The organism is Aeromonas sp. ASNIH5 (assembly GCF_002902865.1).
In the GTDB taxonomy this organism is placed as follows: domain Bacteria; phylum Pseudomonadota; class Gammaproteobacteria; order Enterobacterales; family Aeromonadaceae; genus Aeromonas; species Aeromonas caviae.
The window spans coordinates 4,576,376-4,591,732 of sequence record NZ_CP026122.1 but is presented as its reverse complement, the minus strand read 5'-3'; the positions used below and the strand labels follow the sequence as shown (position 1 = coordinate 4,591,732).

The following is a 15,357-nucleotide window of genomic DNA, read 5'->3' as shown; positions in this document are numbered from 1 at the left end:
GGTCTACCCCTCGCTGCTTTCGATCAGCCGAGGCGGTGCCGGCTCGAATGCCAGATGCACCCCGTTTCTCCCCGCTTCCTTCACCCGGTACATGGCAGCATCGGCTTTGGTCAGTATCAGTGCCAGGTCAGCCTCGGCACTGGCGCACACGACCCCCATGCTCACCGTAACCCCCTCGCACGGCAGGCAGGCCCCCTGCCGGGAGCCCGTCTCTATCTGGCGGCGGATCCGGTCACAGATGTCGTGGGCCATCTGGCCGCTCACGCCCCCCATGATGATGGCGAACTCCTCGCCACCGATGCGCCCCACCAGATCATCCTTGCGTACCTCGGCCACCAGCACCCCGGCCACATAGCGAATGACTTCATCCCCGCAGCCGTGACCAAACTGGTCGTTGACCCGCTTGAAGTGATCGATGTCCAGGACCACCACGCAGCGCGTCTGGCCAGGCGTAGTACCCTCTCCGTGCCTGAAGAGGCCGCGCCGATTGAGCACCCCGGTGAGGGAATCCCGCTCCGAGAGCGCCAGCAATGCCTCCTCCGTCTCCACATAGGCCACCAGAGGCAGCAACAACACCGAGCCGATGGTCAGCACCATGTGCATGAAGAAGATGAGATCGAGCCAGCCTCCGTCTCCCATCCGCCCTTCGGCTCCCAGCAAGAGCAGCCCCCCCTGACTCAGCAGGATGGTGAAATGCAGCAGGTAAATGAGCGCCACCACATGGAGCACCCGCTTCTGTTGCCGGCCGAGAGAGACGATGAGGCAGGCGCACCACAGGTACAACATCGACTCCATCAGAGCCAGCACAATGCGCACGGGGGCGAGGCTGGACAGTCCCAGATAGAGCAGCAGCAACACCGCCACGCCTCCCCTCACGGCACGGGGATGCCATGCGCGCTCGTAAAGCGCACAAAAACCAGCGAGCAACAGCAGGATGCTCATGAGCGAGACCAGGCCGCCGACCCGGATGCCCAGCGCCGGATGGCCGCCCAACACCCCCAGACTGAGCAGCAGGATAGAGAGGGAGAAGAGAAAAGCGGAGAGGGACCAGTACAGAAAGTTGCCTCGACCCGGCTTCAGGGAGTGGATGAACAGCATGATCAGCCCCGACATCAGGTTGATTGCCAGGGAGATCAGCAGCAGGGTTGGGGTATGGATCATCTTGACGCATCCTTGCGAAGAGGTCTGTACACAGCCCAGGCTCAACCAGGACTGTTTCGAGTGTGTCTCAGCCAGCCACTCACCACAAGAGAGCCCCTCAAGGTGGCTTCTCGCATCGCCTCAGCCCATGCCAGGTACGCAGGTTGATTTTGCAGGCCATCTGATCGGCGTCACACTCATGCCGCGGCCTTGACATCCTTGCCCTCCCCCTGTTTCGCAAAAATCCTCCCTGCCCACTTTACTGTATATAAGACCAGTATATACTGGATGCATACACAGTAATGTTGACCCATACAGGATGAGACCATGCTGACCCAGCTGACCGTCAACAACTTCGCCATCGTCAAGTTTCTCGAGCTCGATCTGCAACCGGGGATGACCTGCATCACCGGGGAGACCGGGGCGGGCAAATCCATCGCCATTGATGCTCTGGGGCTGTGCCTGGGGGAGCGCGCCGAAGCCAGCATGGTGCGCCCGGGCAGCGACAAGACAGAGGTGAGTGCCCGCTTCCTGCTGGAGGGTAATCCTGCCGCCCGGGCCTGGCTCGCCACCAACGAGCTTGAAAATGACGGTGAGTGCATCGTCCGGCGGGTACTGTCCGCCGAGGGGCGCTCTCGCAGCTATATCAACGGGGTTCCCGTCCCCCTCGCCCAGCTCAGGAACCTGGGTCAACTGCTGGTCAACGTCCACGGTCAGCACGCTCACCAGATGCTGCTCAAACCCGATTACCAGCTCGCCCTGCTGGACGGCTACGCCGGTCATCATCTGCTCCTCGACGATGTGCGCCGCCACTACCAGCAGTGGCGCCAGTTGCAAAACGAGCTCAACCGGCTCAAGGCCGAGCAGCAGCAGCGGGAAGCTCGCCGTCAACTCATCGAATACCAGGTGCAGGAGCTGGACGAATTTGCCCTTCAGCCGGGAGAGTTTGAAGAGATTGAAGAGGAGCATCAGCGGCTCGCCAATGGCACCGAGCTGATGCAGGAGTGCGGGTATTGCCTCGATCTGCTCTATGACAATGAAGAGACCACCATCGCCGGTCTGCTGCAGACGGCCGTGGACAGGGCCGAGACCCTGGTCGGCATGGACAGCCGGCTTGGCAACGTGCTCGGCATGCTCAACGAAGCCCTGATCGGCGTACAGGAGAGCCACAGCGAGCTGCGCAGCTACCTCGACCGGCTGGAACTGGATCCAGAGCGCTTCAACGAGCTGGAGAGCCGCCTCTCCAAGGCCATCAACCTGGCACGCAAGCACCATGTCAAACCGGCGGAGCTGGCCCTGCACCATCAGGAGCTGGCCGCCGATCTGGCCCGCCTGCACTCCGACGAGGAGCGCCTGGAGGGGATGGAAGACGAGCTGGCCTCGGCCCGCCAGGCCTTCGTGCAGGCCGCCGAGGCCCTGAGCCAGAGCCGCCAGCGCTATGCCGAGGAGCTGGGCGCGAAGGTAAGCGCCAGCATGCACGAACTGGCGATGCCAGATGGCCGCTTCGCCATCGAGGTGCGACCCGATGCCCAGAGCAGCCTCTCGCCCCTTGGCATCGATCGGGTGGAGTTCATGGTCACCACCAACCCGGGTCAGCCCATCCAACCCCTTGGCAAGGTGGCTTCCGGCGGCGAGCTGTCGCGTATCAGCCTCGCCATCGTGGTGATCAGTGCACGCAAGATCTCCACCCCGACCCTTATCTTCGACGAAGTGGATGTGGGGATCAGCGGCCCGACCGCCGCCGTGGTGGGCCGCCTGTTGCGCCAGCTCGGCGAATCCACCCAGGTGATGGTGGTCACCCACCTGCCCCAGGTGGCAGGCAAGGGTCACCAGCACATGGTGGTGAGCAAACACACCGACGGCAAGACAACGGAAACCCAGATGCAGGCGCTCACCCCGGGCGCCCGGCTCAACGAACTGGCCCGCCTGTTGGGGGGCGATCAGATCACCGACAACACCCTGGCCAACGCCCGTGAGTTGCTCGCAAGCTGACCACGGGGCGGACGGGATGCCCTCCAGTCCATGTCGGCCCTTTCAGATTGACCGTGCCATCATCGCGCTGGCCAGTTGAAACCTCTTGCCGACGGCGCCAGCCTGGTTGACCCATGCCGTGAGCCGCAAGAAAGAACGAGGGGCTGCCCTGGCTAATCCGCGGCACGTGTCTTGATGCTCAGTCTGAACCTGCCAGCCTGGTCATCACCCAGTCGGGTTTCCATCGCCATGGTCAGGACGCCACTCATCTTCGTTGCACTCATTCATATATCGAACGGCCCCACTCCTTCATTTTCCATTCAACTCAGTCTGTTATGATGATGTAAACGGACTCGGTACCTTCAGTTGCCATCGACAGAAGGTGACGCTTGATGCAAACACACCGGGTTCGTTTGAGCTGACATTTCGCGGGAAGGGAGGATGGGAGCGCGCTTCCGCCGTCTGACCCGCACCTGCCAAGGAGAACTGCTTATGAGCCCGACCAATATTGTGCTGTTGCTGGAAGGCAAGGATTACGAGCAGGAGACACTGGCCAAGGCGAGCCGTCTGGCACAAGGGCTGGGCGCCAACCTGACCTTGTTGCACCTGACCCACAGCAGCAAGACCCGTCGCAATAGTCTGTCCCTGTCACAAGAGGAGCGCAGCGCCCAGGGCACCCTGGATGCCAAGGCGATCATCAGTGAACTCATCACCCAGCTGTCTCATCCAGTGGATTACCAGTGTCTGGTGGTGGATGACGTGGTGCCGGATCTCCAGCACTGGCTGGCCGCCCACCCCGCCGACCTCTTGCTGGTCGGCAGCCGTCATCACTGGATGGAGGGCTCGCTGGCCCGCCTGCTCCTCTACAAACTGCCCCTCGATATCCAGATCTGCCACGAGCCTCACGCCGCCTTGCTCAAAGCCGTCGGTTGACACCACAAGACCCGCTCCCTGAGCGGGTCTTCTTGTTTCTGACGCCCCGCCGTCATCCTCCCCCAGCTTGACCTCCTCCACTGCGTCACCGCCAGAACCACACGATTTCTTACACATTGCTCGCTTCTTTTTGAGGGCCATTTGCTGCACGATATGGCCCTTGCACGCCTTCGCTCGTTTCGTTCAGGTGATAAATGAAAGCTCTTCGAAAACCCGGCAAGCTCGCCCTGCTCGCCCTTGTGCTGATCCCTCTCGTCACCTGGCTGGCCTGGCCAGGCAACACACCGGACCCGGTACTGACCGCAACGGTTACCCGACAGGATGTGGAGCAGACGGTGCTCGCCAGTGGCGTACTGCAGGCCATCGAGCAGGTGGATGTGGGGGCCCAGGTCTCGGGTCAGGTCACCTATCTCGCGGTGGAAGCGGGTCAACAGGTCAAACAAGGAGAGCTGCTGGCGGAGATCGATCCCCTGATCGCCCAGAACAACCTCAAGACCGCCGAAGCGGAGCTGGCCAGCCGCCGCGCCCAGCTCAAGATCAAGCAGGCACAGCTCAAACAGAACGAGCTTGCCTGGCGCCGCCAGCAGCAGATGTTTCGGCAGGAAGCGAGCTCTCGTGCGGATCTGGAGAGCGCCGAAGCCCAGCTTGCCGTCACCCGGGCCGAGCTGCAAAGCGCCCAGGCCGACATCGACAACGCCATCATCAAGGTGGAGCGCGCCAAGACGGAGCTCGGCTACAACCGCATTCAGGCCCCCATGGATGGTACCGTCGTCTCCATCGTCACCCGGCAGGGGCAGACCCTGGCCGCCAGCCAGACGGTACCGACCCTGCTCAAGCTCGCCAATCTCGACACCATGACGGTCAAGGCCCAGATCTCCGAAGCGGACGTCACTCGTGTCAAGGCGGGCATGCCGGTCTATTTCACCCTGATAGGGGATCCGGATACTCGCTACCACGGTACCCTTCGCACGGTCGAGCTGGCCCCCACCAACATCAATGAGCAGACGGCCAGCACCACGGCCACCAGCAATGCGGCCATCTACTACTATGCCCTGTTCGATGTGCCCAACCCCGGCCATCAGTTGAGGGTCGCCATGACGACCCAGGTCACCATCGTGCTCGGCGAGCGCAAGCAGGTACTGGCCATTCCCCAGACCGCCCTCGGCAAGAAGACTGGCGACAACGAGTACGAGGTCAGCCTGCTCAAGGCGGGGGACCAGAGAGAGAGCCGCCGCATCAAGACCGGCATGAAGGATGACATCAAGATTGAGGTGGTGAGTGGCCTGACCGAGCAGGAGAAGGTGATCCTGGAGCAGGGCAAGCCGGCCCTGCACGATGAAGGGGAGATGGAGCCGTGAGCGAGCCCCTGATCCGTCTCAAGGGCATCGAGCGGCGCTACCAGAGCGGAGAGCACGAAGTGACCGTGCTGCACCCGCTGGATCTCGCCATCGATGCCGGGGAGATGGTGGCCATCGTCGGCGCCTCCGGCTCCGGCAAATCGACCCTGATGAACCTGCTGGGCTGCCTCGATCACCCGAGCGGCGGCCAGTATCTGTTTCGCGGCCAGGATACCGCGACCCTGGATGCCCTCTCCCTGGCACGGCTGCGCTGCCACCACTTCGGCTTCATCTTCCAGCGCTATCACCTGCTGCCCCATCTGGATGCGGCCGCCAACGTGGAGATCCCCGCCATCTATGCCGGCACTGCCCGCCTTGATCGCCAGGCCCGAGCCCGCACCTTGCTGACCCGCCTGGGACTGCAGGATCGCAGCCACCACAGACCCGGCCAGCTCTCCGGCGGTCAGCAGCAGCGGGTCAGTATTGCCCGGGCGCTCGCCAACGGCGGCGAGGTGATCCTGGCGGACGAACCCACCGGCGCTCTCGACAGCCAGAGCGGCAAAGAGGTGATGGCCATCCTCAAGGAGCTGCACGCCCAGGGCCACACCATCATTCTGGTGACCCACGACATGGCGGTGGCAAGCCATGCGGATCGCATCATCACCCTGCGTGACGGGCGGGTAGTGGAGGACAGCGGCCATCGAGCGGCCGATGACAACGCAGCCTCCCCATCCGGGGCGCCGGCCCACCCGCTGCCAGGTGATGGCAGCCAGCTGGCCCCTCCCCCTGTCGGGCAAGATGCACAGGGCACAGGCGCCGCCGTCCGCACCGCAAGCCGGGGCTGGGATCGCTACCGGGAGGCGGGGCGCATGGCCCTGCACGCCATGCTGGCCCATCGCATGCGCACCTTCCTCACCATGCTCGGCATCATCATCGGCATCGCCGCCGTGGTCAGCGTGGTGGCGCTGGGTCAGGGGGCGCGCGCCAAGGTGATCGACGACATCAACGCCATGGGCACCAACACCATCGACATCTTCCCCGGCAAGGACTGGGGAGACGAGAAGGCCGCCAGCATCCAGACCCTGAACGAGCGGGATCTCGACGCGCTGCTCGGCCAGCCCTATCTGGAGGGGGCCAGCCCCCAGATAGCGACATCCGGCCAGCTTCGCTATCGCAACAAAACCAGCAGCGGCAGCGTGATCGGGGTCGGCAACGACTTTTTCCGGGTCAAGGGGATGACGCTCACCCAGGGGCGCCTGCTTGATGAGCGGGACATCCGAAACCGGACGGCAGTCGCCGTGGTGGATGGCAAGACCATAGAGAGCCTGCTCGGCAAGGTGGACCCGGTCGGCCAGGTGGTGCTGGTCGGCACCCTGCCGGTGCGCATCGTGGGGGTGGTCACCCAGGAGACCGGCTTTGGCCGCAGCAGCCAGTCGGTCAATGTCTGGCTCCCCTACAGCGCCGTCATGAGCCGTCTCCTCTCCCAGCAGCACTTCACCCAGATCACCATCCGGGTCAAGGACGGCGTCCAGCCCGCCCTGGCCGAGCAGGCGGCAGTCGCCCTGCTGACCCAGCGCCACGGCGTGAAGGACTTCTTCACCTTCAGCAGCGACAGCATCGTCAAATCGGTGGAGAAGACCACCGCCACCCTGACACTGCTGGTCTCCGCCATCGCGGTGATCTCCCTCATCGTCGGCGGCGTCGGAGTGATGAACATCATGCTGGTCTCGGTGGTGGAGCGCACCCGGGAGATAGGGATCCGCATCGCCGTCGGCGCCCGCCAGTCCGACATATTGCAGCAGTTCCTCATCGAGGCGGTGATGGTCAGCCTGCTGGGGGGGCTGCTCGGTATCGGCCTCGCCCTGCTCATCGGCGCTCTCTTCTCCCTGCTCGTGGAAAGCTTCCAGATGCGCTTCTCGCTCTTCTCCATCCTGATGGCCTTCGGGTGCTCCTCCCTCATCGGGATCCTGTTTGGTTACCTGCCCGCCCGCAATGCGGCCAGGCTCGATCCGGTGGAGGCACTGGCGAGGGAATGACGATGCACAACCTATCAAGGCTCGGGCTAAGCCTGATGCTCACCGCCAGCCTCGGTGCCTGCAGCCAGCAGAGCACCTATCACAGACCCGATCTCGACGTGGCGCCAGCATGGCAGCAGGAGAGCCGGGGTCTCACCGCGCAGCAGGCTGGCCCCTGGTGGCAGGGATTCCAGGATCCCGCGCTCGATCGCCTGGTCGAGGCGGTGCTGGCCGCCAACCCGGACATGCGGGTGGCCGGGCTCAAGCTCAAGAACGCCCTGCTCGGCGCCGATCTGGCTGACACCAACCTCACCCCCTCTGTCAGCGCCAATCTCGGGGCCAGCGGCACCAAGAACATGAAAGATGGCAGCGCCAGCAGCAACCTGGGCCCCTCTCTCAACCTCAGCTACGAAGTGGATCTCTGGGGCAGACTGGCCGCGACAAGGGATCAGGCGAGCTGGGAAGCACAAGCCAGCGAACAGGATCTGGCCGCCACCCGGTTGCTGCTCATCGGCAAGACCCTGGAGCAATACTGGCAACTGGCCTACCTCGGCTCGGCCATGACCCTGGGCACCCAGCAACTGGGCAATCTGGAGCGCATTGAACGCCTGACCCGCGCCAAATACGAGGCGGGCGCCGTGACCCGACTCGATCTGGTACAGGCCAGCCAGCAGAAGGCAGGCAAGCAGGCGGAGCTCGCCACCCTCACCCAGCAGCGGGCACAGGCGGGCAATGCTCTTCGCCTGCTGCTGGGCCGCAGCAGCGGGCCGCTCGCTGACGCTCCCGATGCCCTGATCATGGGCCCGATCCCGTCCGTGGCAGCTGGCATCCCCGCCGATGTGCTGGCCCGGCGGCCAGATGTGCGCGCCGCCGAACTCAGGCTGCGCAAGACCCTTGCGAGGGGAGACGAGATCCGCACCGGCTTTTATCCCACCCTGAGCCTGACCGGCGGTGCCAGCACCACCTCGGATACCCTGACCCAGGTGCTGCAAAATCCAGTCGGCACCCTGGGCGCCACGCTGGCGCTCCCTTTCCTCGAGTACAACAAGACCCGGCTCTCCATCGCCAGCGCCGACATCGACTACCAGATTGCCGAAACCGAGTTTCGCAAGCAGCTCTATACCGCGCTGCTGGAAGTGGAGGATGGCCTGGCCGCCCGTCAGCAAGGGGATCAGCGGCTGCGCTATCTGGAGCAGCAGAGGGCCTATGCCCGGGAGGCCGAGAGGCTGGCAGGCGCCCGTTTCCTGGCCGGAGCCACCGGGGTGCAACCCTGGCTGGATGAGCAGAACCGCCTGTGGGATGCCGAGCTCGCTCTGCTGGCACAGCAGCAGGCCCAGCTCAACAACATGGCAGGCATCTATCGGGCGCTGGGGGGAAGCGATCGAACCTGACCCAGGCGGAGAGTGTGGGATCGCGATGGACATCCAGAGGAGGTCAATCGCGACCCATGCTGCCCACAAACCAATTGATAATAGTTTTCATTTCATCAAGAATGGGCACCATCATCAGCCAGGAGTATGCCCATGTCTCAACCCGCCCCGGCCAATCGCCCCCGCCTGCTCACCGTCAAGCATGTTCAGGATGTGAGCCCGCACCTGCGCCGAATCTGCCTGACCAGCCCCGAGCTTGTGGACTACCCCTTCAGCTGTGGCGGTGCTCATGTCAAGATCATGCTGCCCCGACCGGATCAGCGCGAGATAGTGTTGCCCACCCCCACCGACAAGGGGCCTCGCTGGCTCGATCCCGCCCAGAAACCCGTCATTCGCACCTTCACCATACGCGCGTTTCGCCGGGAGGCGCTGGAGCTCGACATCGACTTCGCCCTGCACGGCGAGGTCGGCCCCGCCAGTCGTTTCGCCCTGCACGCCAAACCGGGTGACAAGCTCGCCATCTCGGGCCCGGGCGGTCCCGACCCCATGCTGCAAACGGCCGAGCACTATTACATGGCGGGGGATCTCACCGCCCTGCCCGCCATCAGCGCCATGGTGGAGGTGATGCCATCCCATGCCCTCGGCCATATCGCCCTGCTGGTCCCCCATCAGGACGACGTGCAGGATCTGTCGCTGCCGGCCGGCGTCGACCTGCGCTGGTTCGTGGGCAATCCGGAACAGGCCACGACCCTGGTGGCGCATTTCACCGCCCAGCCCATGGTCGCTGAGGGGAGCTATTACTGGTTTGGCGGGGAAGAGAGCCTGGTCGTGCCGCTGCGCCGCCACGTCAGACGCACCCTGGATGCCGAGCGCCAGCGGGTCTACGCAGTCCCCTACTGGCGCTGCGGCAAGGATGAAGACGCCTACCACCAGGACAGGCACGCCGTGATGGACAGCTGACCCCCTCTTTATCTTGTGACTGGCGGGCTTCTTCCCTCGGGGAGCGGCCTGCTTTTGCTGCGGTTCCCCCGCCATCGTTCTCTCTCCCCCCATCTTCGCCTGGCGATTTCATTGCACTTGCATTTGAGACAAACACCAAGATAATGACAATCATTCTCAATAACTGCGATGAGCCGTGAACCTGTCTGCTCCCAACAGGATGCCGCATACGGGTTCCCCATCGCACACATGCACAGCAAGGTAACTCCAGATGGCAGTTTTGAATTCGGTCATGCGCGCCTTCGCCATAGAGGCGCTCCCCACCCCTGCCGAGCTGCTGGCGCAGCACCCCTGTCCGGCCGACATGGCCCGGCACATCGACAACCAGCGCCATCAGGCACGCCGGATCCTGGCAGGTGAAGACGATCGCCTGCTGGTCGTGATTGGCCCCTGCTCCATCCATGATCCCGTCGCGGCCCTGGACTATGCCGGACGGCTGGCACGACTCGCCACCGCCTATGAAGACAGCCTTCAGATAGTCATGCGCGCCTATTTTGAAAAGCCGCGCACCACGGTGGGCTGGAAGGGGCTGGTCTTCGATCCGCACCTGGACGGCAGCAACGACATCAATAGGGGATTGCATCTGGCACGCCAGGTGCTGCTCGACATCAATGGGCTGGGGCTCGCCACCGCCACCGAATTCCTCGACACCACCAGCTTTCTCTATCTCGCCGATCTCGTCAGCTGGGGCGCCATCGGGGCACGCACCACGGAGTCTCAAGTCCACCGGCAATTGGCCTCCGCACTGCCCTGCCCCGTGGGATTCAAGAACGGTACGGACGGCAATATCCGGGTCGCCATCGATGCCATCCAGGCCAGTACCGCCTCCCATCTCTTCACCGCCCCCGGCAGCCAGGGCGGCATGGTGGTGATCAAGAGCGAAGGCAATCCCGACGGTCATATCATCCTGCGTGGCGGCACCCTGCCCAACTACCACCAGAGCGATGTGGCGGAGGCAGCAGACCGCCTCACCCGTCAGGGACTCCCCCCTCGCCTGATGGTGGATTGCAGCCATGGCAACAGCCAGAAGCTGCACACGAACCAGCTGAAGGTCGCCAAAGAGCTCTGTCGCCAGCTGAGCGAAGGGAGCCAAGCCATCGCCGCCGTCATGGTCGAGAGCTTCTTGCTGGGAGGAAACCAGAAACCGGCACCTCTGGGTGAGCTGCAATACGGTCTGTCAGTGACCGATGCCTGCCTCTGCTGGGAAGAGAGTAAACACCTGCTTGCCATGCTGGCAGAGGCGGTCCAGGCCCGTCGCCGCACCCGGAGAAAATACACACACGCCGTTCAGTCTGAACTCGGACAACCCGTCATCTAGCATTCGGTTTATTTGTTTGCCACCAATCCGTGTCTGCCTCATCCGCACGTTGTCCGGCATCGTGCGGATATATTGCAGAAGAGCGGTGTCAAACAGACCATAAATAGGGGGGATAAATTAATAGGCGGTGGGCGTCATGCATCAGCAAGAAAAAGTGACGGGCCGCTCAGGCGTACAGATGAGGATCCACCGCCGCTATTTCATTCTGTCACAGCAGGTATCCATGATCGCTTCTCACAAGGGACGAAGAAAAACGGGCTGTATGAGTCCTCAATGCGTATAAGTGGCGAGGTGGCGTGGAAGATGATGCGCCACCTTTATTGGGCACATGATGATTATGGCTATTCCAGACGAGGCTCTCCAATTAACCGGAGTAACCTGCGCAATTGGGTTTTACTGCGACATCATCTGAACCCTGAAAATAATAATGCCGCCCTGCAGGCGGCATTATCGAGAATCGGATCCGGCGATCAGATCAGGAAATCGTTCAGATCCTTGCCCAGCGCAACTTGCTCGGCGATGGCCTTGGGCATACGACCCTGACCGGTCCAGGTCTTCTCCTGACCGTCTTCCTGGTATTTGTATTTCGCAGGACGGGGAGCACGCTTGCTCTTGGTGGTGCCCGCCGCAGCCGGAGCCGCCACGCTGCCGATCAGCTCACGGGGATCGATACCAGCCTGTTGCAGCATTTCGGTGAATTCATTCAGTTTGCGCTGACGCTCTTCCTGTTCGGCGCGTTCCTGTTCAACGGACTCGGCACGCTCGTTATATACCAGGTCAAACTTTTCTTTCGCTTCTTGCAGTTGCTCAAACGGCAGTTCACGAATGGCAGCGCGCAAGCTGCGAATGTTCAGCAGAACCTTCAGAAACTCGTTCATTACTTCCTCACAGAATTATTTTTGTATGTCACAGGGATAACACGATTTGAGAATAGCATGCCCATTGGATAACAACATAATGTTTTTATACCATCCGGCAGCGCGCTGACACCATATGGACATTATTTACCGTGGTTAATTCCCTGCCTGATACTTATTGGAAATACCCTCACGGACTTTATTTTCTATTTTCCCCGGTTAATCTCTGGTTCACCTCATCCGTTGCACACGCTGTTATCTCTTACCCGCGTCGCTCTGCGCCAGGTCATTTAGCAGCAGTGTCGGCACTTATTGTACAAATAGTGCGCTCATGGCCATGACCTTCGCGGACAATAAACCAGGTCCCGTGTCAGGATGCCCCTTGCGCCTGATCCTGTATCCAGCGGATGAATGCCTGGATCTTGGGACACTGGCGGTGAGGGAGGGTCGCCAGGTAATAACGCGGCTCGCAGCGCACCGCCATGTCCGGGAAGGGCATCACCAGCGCTCCGCTCGCCAGCGCCTGGCTTGCCAGTTGCCTGCGCCCCATGGCGACACCGGCGTGGTGGGTGGCGGCAAGGATCGCCAGATCCGCTCGATCAAATCCCATGTGTGACGAGCAGGCCTCCAGGGAGAGATGCCAGTGACTCCCCCAGGTGCGCCACTCGTCGCTGTCGGTGTCCAGGCCCCAGGCTTGCCTGTCATGGAGCAGGCGGCACTGCTGCAGATTCCCCACCTCCCCCATCAGACCGTGGTCGCTGGCGTATTGAGGGCTGCACACCGGCACCATGAATTCATCCATCAGGGGGTGAATGGCCAGGCCCGTCGGGGTTCTGGCGTCGAAGTTGAGGGTCAGATCGATGCCGTAGCCGTGCAGGTTTATATGCTCGTTGCCCGTCAGCAGGTTGAGCTCGATGTGAGGATGCAGACGGGAAAAATCGGCGAGCCTTGGCACCAGCCAGCACTGGGCGATGGAGGGGCGCGAGTGCAGCGTCAGGGAGCCCGACAGCGCCTGCTCCCTGATCTCCAGCACCTCCTGATTGATGAACTCCAGGGAAGAGGTGAGCGCCCAGAAGATGCGCTGCCCCTCCGTGGTCAAGGCCACCTTGCGCTGAAAGCGCTGGAACAGCAAAAACCCGAGCGCCTCTTCCAGGGCCGAGATGCGGTGGCTCACCGCGCTTGGGCTCAAGGAAAGCTCGTCGGCGGCGAGCGCAAAGGAGCCGTGGCGGGCCGCTGCCTCGAAGGTGTGGAGCCTGGCGAGCTGATGGCTGCTGAGCAGCTTGCTCCTCACCCCCGGGTGCTCATCGCGTTGCATGGTTGGGCCTCCCTCTCTTTTATCTGGCAGATAATACCAGAAGGGCGAGGTTTGCATTCACCAGGAAGATTCAACTCACCCGTATGCGAAGACACAGCAGGGTAGATGACCATTTGCATCAACTGGGCTCATCCAAGCGACGCGTTTTATCATTTGTCACGGCAACGCTGGTGCCATTCAATGGGATGATTCCGTCACCACCCCGAGAGGCTTTCATGACACACACCGACATTGCCGGGCTCATCGCCCGCTTCCCCCTGCTCGAACCGCTGATCGCCCTCACCCCTGTGACCTGGTTCAATCCGGGGGCCACCTCCCTCGCGGAAGGATTGCCCCATGTGGGGCTCACCCGGCACGATGTGGCCGCCGCCTCCGCCCGGCTCGCCCGCTTCGCCCCCTACCTGTGCGAGGCCTTCCCCGAAACCCGCGCCAGCCACGGCATCATCGAGTCCGGGATCGCCGCCATCCCGACCCTGCTGGGGACCCTCAATGGGCGCTACGGTGTCGAACTCACCGGCAGGTTGCTGCTCAAACAAGACAGCCATCTGCCCATCTCCGGCTCCATCAAGGCGCGCGGCGGCATCCACGAGGTGCTGGCCCATGCCGAACATCTGGCCATCCAGGCTGGGCTGCTGCGCGAGACGGATGACTATCGCACGCTATTTTCGGACGAGTTCCGCCACTTCTTCGGCCAGTACAGCATCGCGGTGGGGTCGACCGGCAACCTCGGCCTCTCCATCGGCATCATGAGCGCCCGCCTCGGCTTTCGCGTCACCGTCCACATGTCGGCTGATGCGCGGGAGTGGAAGAAGCAAAAGTTGCGCCAACATGGCGCCATCGTCGTGGAATATGCCGACGATTACGGGGTGGCGGTGGAGCAGGGACGCAAGGAAGCCGAACGCGACCCCAACTGTTTCTTTATCGATGACGAGCACTCCCGCACCCTGTTCCTCGGCTATGCGGTGGCGGGCGAGCGGGTGAAAAAGCAGTTCGACGAAATGGGCATCAGGGTGGACGCCGACCATCCGCTCTTCGTCTACCTGCCTTGCGGCGTCGGCGGTGGCCCCGGCGGGGTGGCCTTTGGTCTCAAGCTGGCGTTTGGGGACAACGTGCACTGCTTCTTCGCCGAACCTACCCACTCCCCCTGCATGCTGCTCGGGGTCCACACCGGGTTGCACGATGCCATTGCGGTGCAAGACCTTGGCATCGACAACCTCACCGCCGCCGACGGCCTCGCGGTGGGACGCGCCTCCGGTTTTGTCGGCCGCGCCATGGAACGCCTGCTTGCGGGCTTCTACACCCTGAGCGATCAGGAGATGTACGACCTGCTGGGGCTCCTGGCCCGGGATGAAGAGATCCGGCTCGAGCCCTCGGCACTGGCGGGCATGGCAGGCCCCTGGCGAGTGGCCACCAACCTTGAGTGGCAGAGTGGGCAGGGACTGGATGCTGCCAAGATGGCCGGGGCCACCCACCTGGTGTGGGCCACCGGCGGCGGCATGGTGCCCGCCGAGGAGATGGAAAAATACCTGGCCTGCGCCCGGATCTGATCTTTTTTTCGCCCCCGTGACCCGCCGACCTGGCGGGTTTTTCTGCTGCGAGATCAGCAATATGGCACCTCAGTCCTCGCCACCATGACACAGACGGCCAGACTGCTGGACAGCCTGATTTGTCATCCAGCCCCACTGACTGGTTATTTTGTGATACGATAGAGACCGTTTTTTGACATCTGCGCCCCGTTGTCCCCTTTTTCCGGTGAGATAACCACCGGATCCGGCGACCAACACCTGCCGGGCGCAGCACAACATGTGCCCAGTTCGAATCGCTCCTGCGCGACCTTGACGCCAGGAGCACTCCCCTCTGGGCACCTTAGATAAGGAGATCGGGCGATGAAACAATATCAAAGCTGGTTGGGACAATATCTGATGAGCCGCCGTGACGGAGACCACGCCATGGCATCCGAGCTCGCCAACTCCATCTGCGAATTCTGGCAGGCCCGTGGAGATGAGGCCGAGACCAGCAAATGGCAGCAGATCTACGAGCAGCACGTGGAAAAAACCACCTGACGACCTGCTCTCCTCCATAAAAAAACCGGCGCTCATGGC

12 protein-coding genes are annotated in these 15,357 nt (G+C 62.5%); 9 read left to right on the top strand and 3 right to left on the bottom strand.

Annotation, left to right across the window (positions count from 1 at the left end; all coding sequences use genetic code 11):
* Positions 1 to 3: 3 nt before the first annotated feature.
* The gene (locus C2U30_RS21645) at positions 4 to 1,161 is read right to left on the bottom strand and encodes a GGDEF domain-containing protein (protein ID WP_103244520.1); all 1,158 of its coding nucleotides are present in this window, start codon (positions 1,159 to 1,161) and stop codon (positions 4 to 6) included.
* A 306-nt stretch (positions 1,162 to 1,467) separates the two neighbouring features.
* Between C2U30_RS21645 and recN the strand changes: the two genes are divergently transcribed.
* The 7 genes from recN (at position 1,468) to C2U30_RS21610 (ending at position 11,083) form a co-directional block, all read left to right on the top strand.
* Entirely contained in the window at positions 1,468 to 3,132 is a 1,665-nt protein-coding gene (gene recN / locus C2U30_RS21640) for a DNA repair protein RecN (protein WP_103244519.1), read from the top strand.
* 471 nt (positions 3,133 to 3,603) lie between these two features.
* Entirely contained in the window at positions 3,604 to 4,044 is a 441-nt protein-coding gene (locus C2U30_RS21635; RefSeq protein ID WP_010673640.1) for a universal stress protein, read from the top strand.
* A 194-nt stretch (positions 4,045 to 4,238) separates the two neighbouring features.
* Positions 4,239 to 5,402: an efflux RND transporter periplasmic adaptor subunit gene (locus C2U30_RS21630; RefSeq protein WP_048208048.1), complete on the top strand. Its 1,164-nt coding sequence runs from the start codon at positions 4,239 to 4,241 to the stop codon at positions 5,400 to 5,402.
* Positions 5,399 to 7,417 carry a MacB family efflux pump subunit gene (locus C2U30_RS21625; RefSeq protein ID WP_103244518.1) on the top strand — a complete coding sequence of 673 codons (2,019 nt, stop codon included), beginning with the start codon at positions 5,399 to 5,401 and terminating at the stop codon, positions 7,415 to 7,417. Before C2U30_RS21630 ends, C2U30_RS21625 begins: the two co-directional genes overlap by 4 nt.
* On the top strand, positions 7,414 to 8,787 hold the full coding sequence (locus tag C2U30_RS21620; RefSeq protein ID WP_103244517.1) for an efflux transporter outer membrane subunit: 1,374 nt from the start codon (positions 7,414 to 7,416) through the stop codon (positions 8,785 to 8,787). The genes C2U30_RS21625 and C2U30_RS21620 overlap by 4 nt, the downstream gene beginning before the upstream one ends.
* Positions 8,788 to 8,919: 132 nt before the next feature.
* A complete protein-coding gene (locus tag C2U30_RS21615) occupies positions 8,920 to 9,726 on the top strand; it encodes a siderophore-interacting protein (protein ID WP_103244516.1) in 807 nt (268 codons plus the stop codon).
* A gap of 250 nt (positions 9,727 to 9,976) precedes the next feature.
* Positions 9,977 to 11,083 (top strand): 3-deoxy-7-phosphoheptulonate synthase, encoded by a 1,107-nt coding sequence (locus C2U30_RS21610; protein WP_042879339.1) that lies wholly within the window; start codon positions 9,977 to 9,979, stop codon positions 11,081 to 11,083.
* Positions 11,084 to 11,553: 470 nt separating this feature from the next.
* Here the strand turns inward: C2U30_RS21610 and C2U30_RS21605 are convergent, their stop codons facing one another.
* Entirely contained in the window at positions 11,554 to 11,961 is a 408-nt protein-coding gene (locus C2U30_RS21605) for an H-NS family histone-like protein (RefSeq protein WP_010673634.1), read from the bottom strand.
* Positions 11,962 to 12,310: 349 nt separating this feature from the next.
* Positions 12,311 to 13,255, bottom strand: a complete 945-nt coding sequence (gene dsdC, locus C2U30_RS21600) for a DNA-binding transcriptional regulator DsdC (RefSeq protein WP_103244515.1) — start codon at positions 13,253 to 13,255, stop codon at positions 12,311 to 12,313.
* 215 nt (positions 13,256 to 13,470) lie between these two features.
* Here dsdC and dsdA point away from each other — a divergent pair, with 215 nt between their 5' ends.
* A complete protein-coding gene (gene dsdA / locus C2U30_RS21595) occupies positions 13,471 to 14,802 on the top strand; it encodes a D-serine ammonia-lyase (protein WP_103244514.1) in 1,332 nt (443 codons plus the stop codon).
* A gap of 339 nt (positions 14,803 to 15,141) precedes the next feature.
* Positions 15,142 to 15,318, top strand: coding sequence for a hypothetical protein (locus C2U30_RS21590; RefSeq protein WP_080944224.1), 177 nt, complete (start codon positions 15,142 to 15,144; stop codon positions 15,316 to 15,318).
* Positions 15,319 to 15,357: the final 39 nt, after the last annotated feature.

Excerpts from the sequence above, each read along its gene's own strand:
- C2U30_RS21615 (WP_103244516.1), top strand. The coding sequence starts at position 8,920 with ATGTCTCAACCCGCCCCGGCCAATCGCCCCCGCCTGCTCACCGTCAAG.
- C2U30_RS21590 (WP_080944224.1), top strand. The coding sequence starts at position 15,142 with ATGAAACAATATCAAAGCTGGTTGGGACAATATCTGATGAGCCGCCGT.
- C2U30_RS21635 (WP_010673640.1), top strand. The coding sequence starts at position 3,604 with ATGAGCCCGACCAATATTGTGCTGTTGCTGGAAGGCAAGGATTACGAG.
- C2U30_RS21630 (WP_048208048.1), top strand. The coding sequence starts at position 4,239 with ATGAAAGCTCTTCGAAAACCCGGCAAGCTCGCCCTGCTCGCCCTTGTG.
- C2U30_RS21645 (WP_103244520.1), bottom strand. The coding sequence starts at position 1,161 with ATGATCCATACCCCAACCCTGCTGCTGATCTCCCTGGCAATCAACCTG.
- recN (WP_103244519.1), top strand. The coding sequence starts at position 1,468 with ATGCTGACCCAGCTGACCGTCAACAACTTCGCCATCGTCAAGTTTCTC.
- C2U30_RS21620 (WP_103244517.1), top strand. The coding sequence starts at position 7,414 with ATGACGATGCACAACCTATCAAGGCTCGGGCTAAGCCTGATGCTCACC.
- C2U30_RS21605 (WP_010673634.1), bottom strand. The coding sequence starts at position 11,961 with ATGAACGAGTTTCTGAAGGTTCTGCTGAACATTCGCAGCTTGCGCGCT.
- dsdC (WP_103244515.1), bottom strand. The coding sequence starts at position 13,255 with ATGCAACGCGATGAGCACCCGGGGGTGAGGAGCAAGCTGCTCAGCAGC.
- C2U30_RS21610 (WP_042879339.1), top strand. The coding sequence starts at position 9,977 with ATGGCAGTTTTGAATTCGGTCATGCGCGCCTTCGCCATAGAGGCGCTC.
- dsdA (WP_103244514.1), top strand. The coding sequence starts at position 13,471 with ATGACACACACCGACATTGCCGGGCTCATCGCCCGCTTCCCCCTGCTC.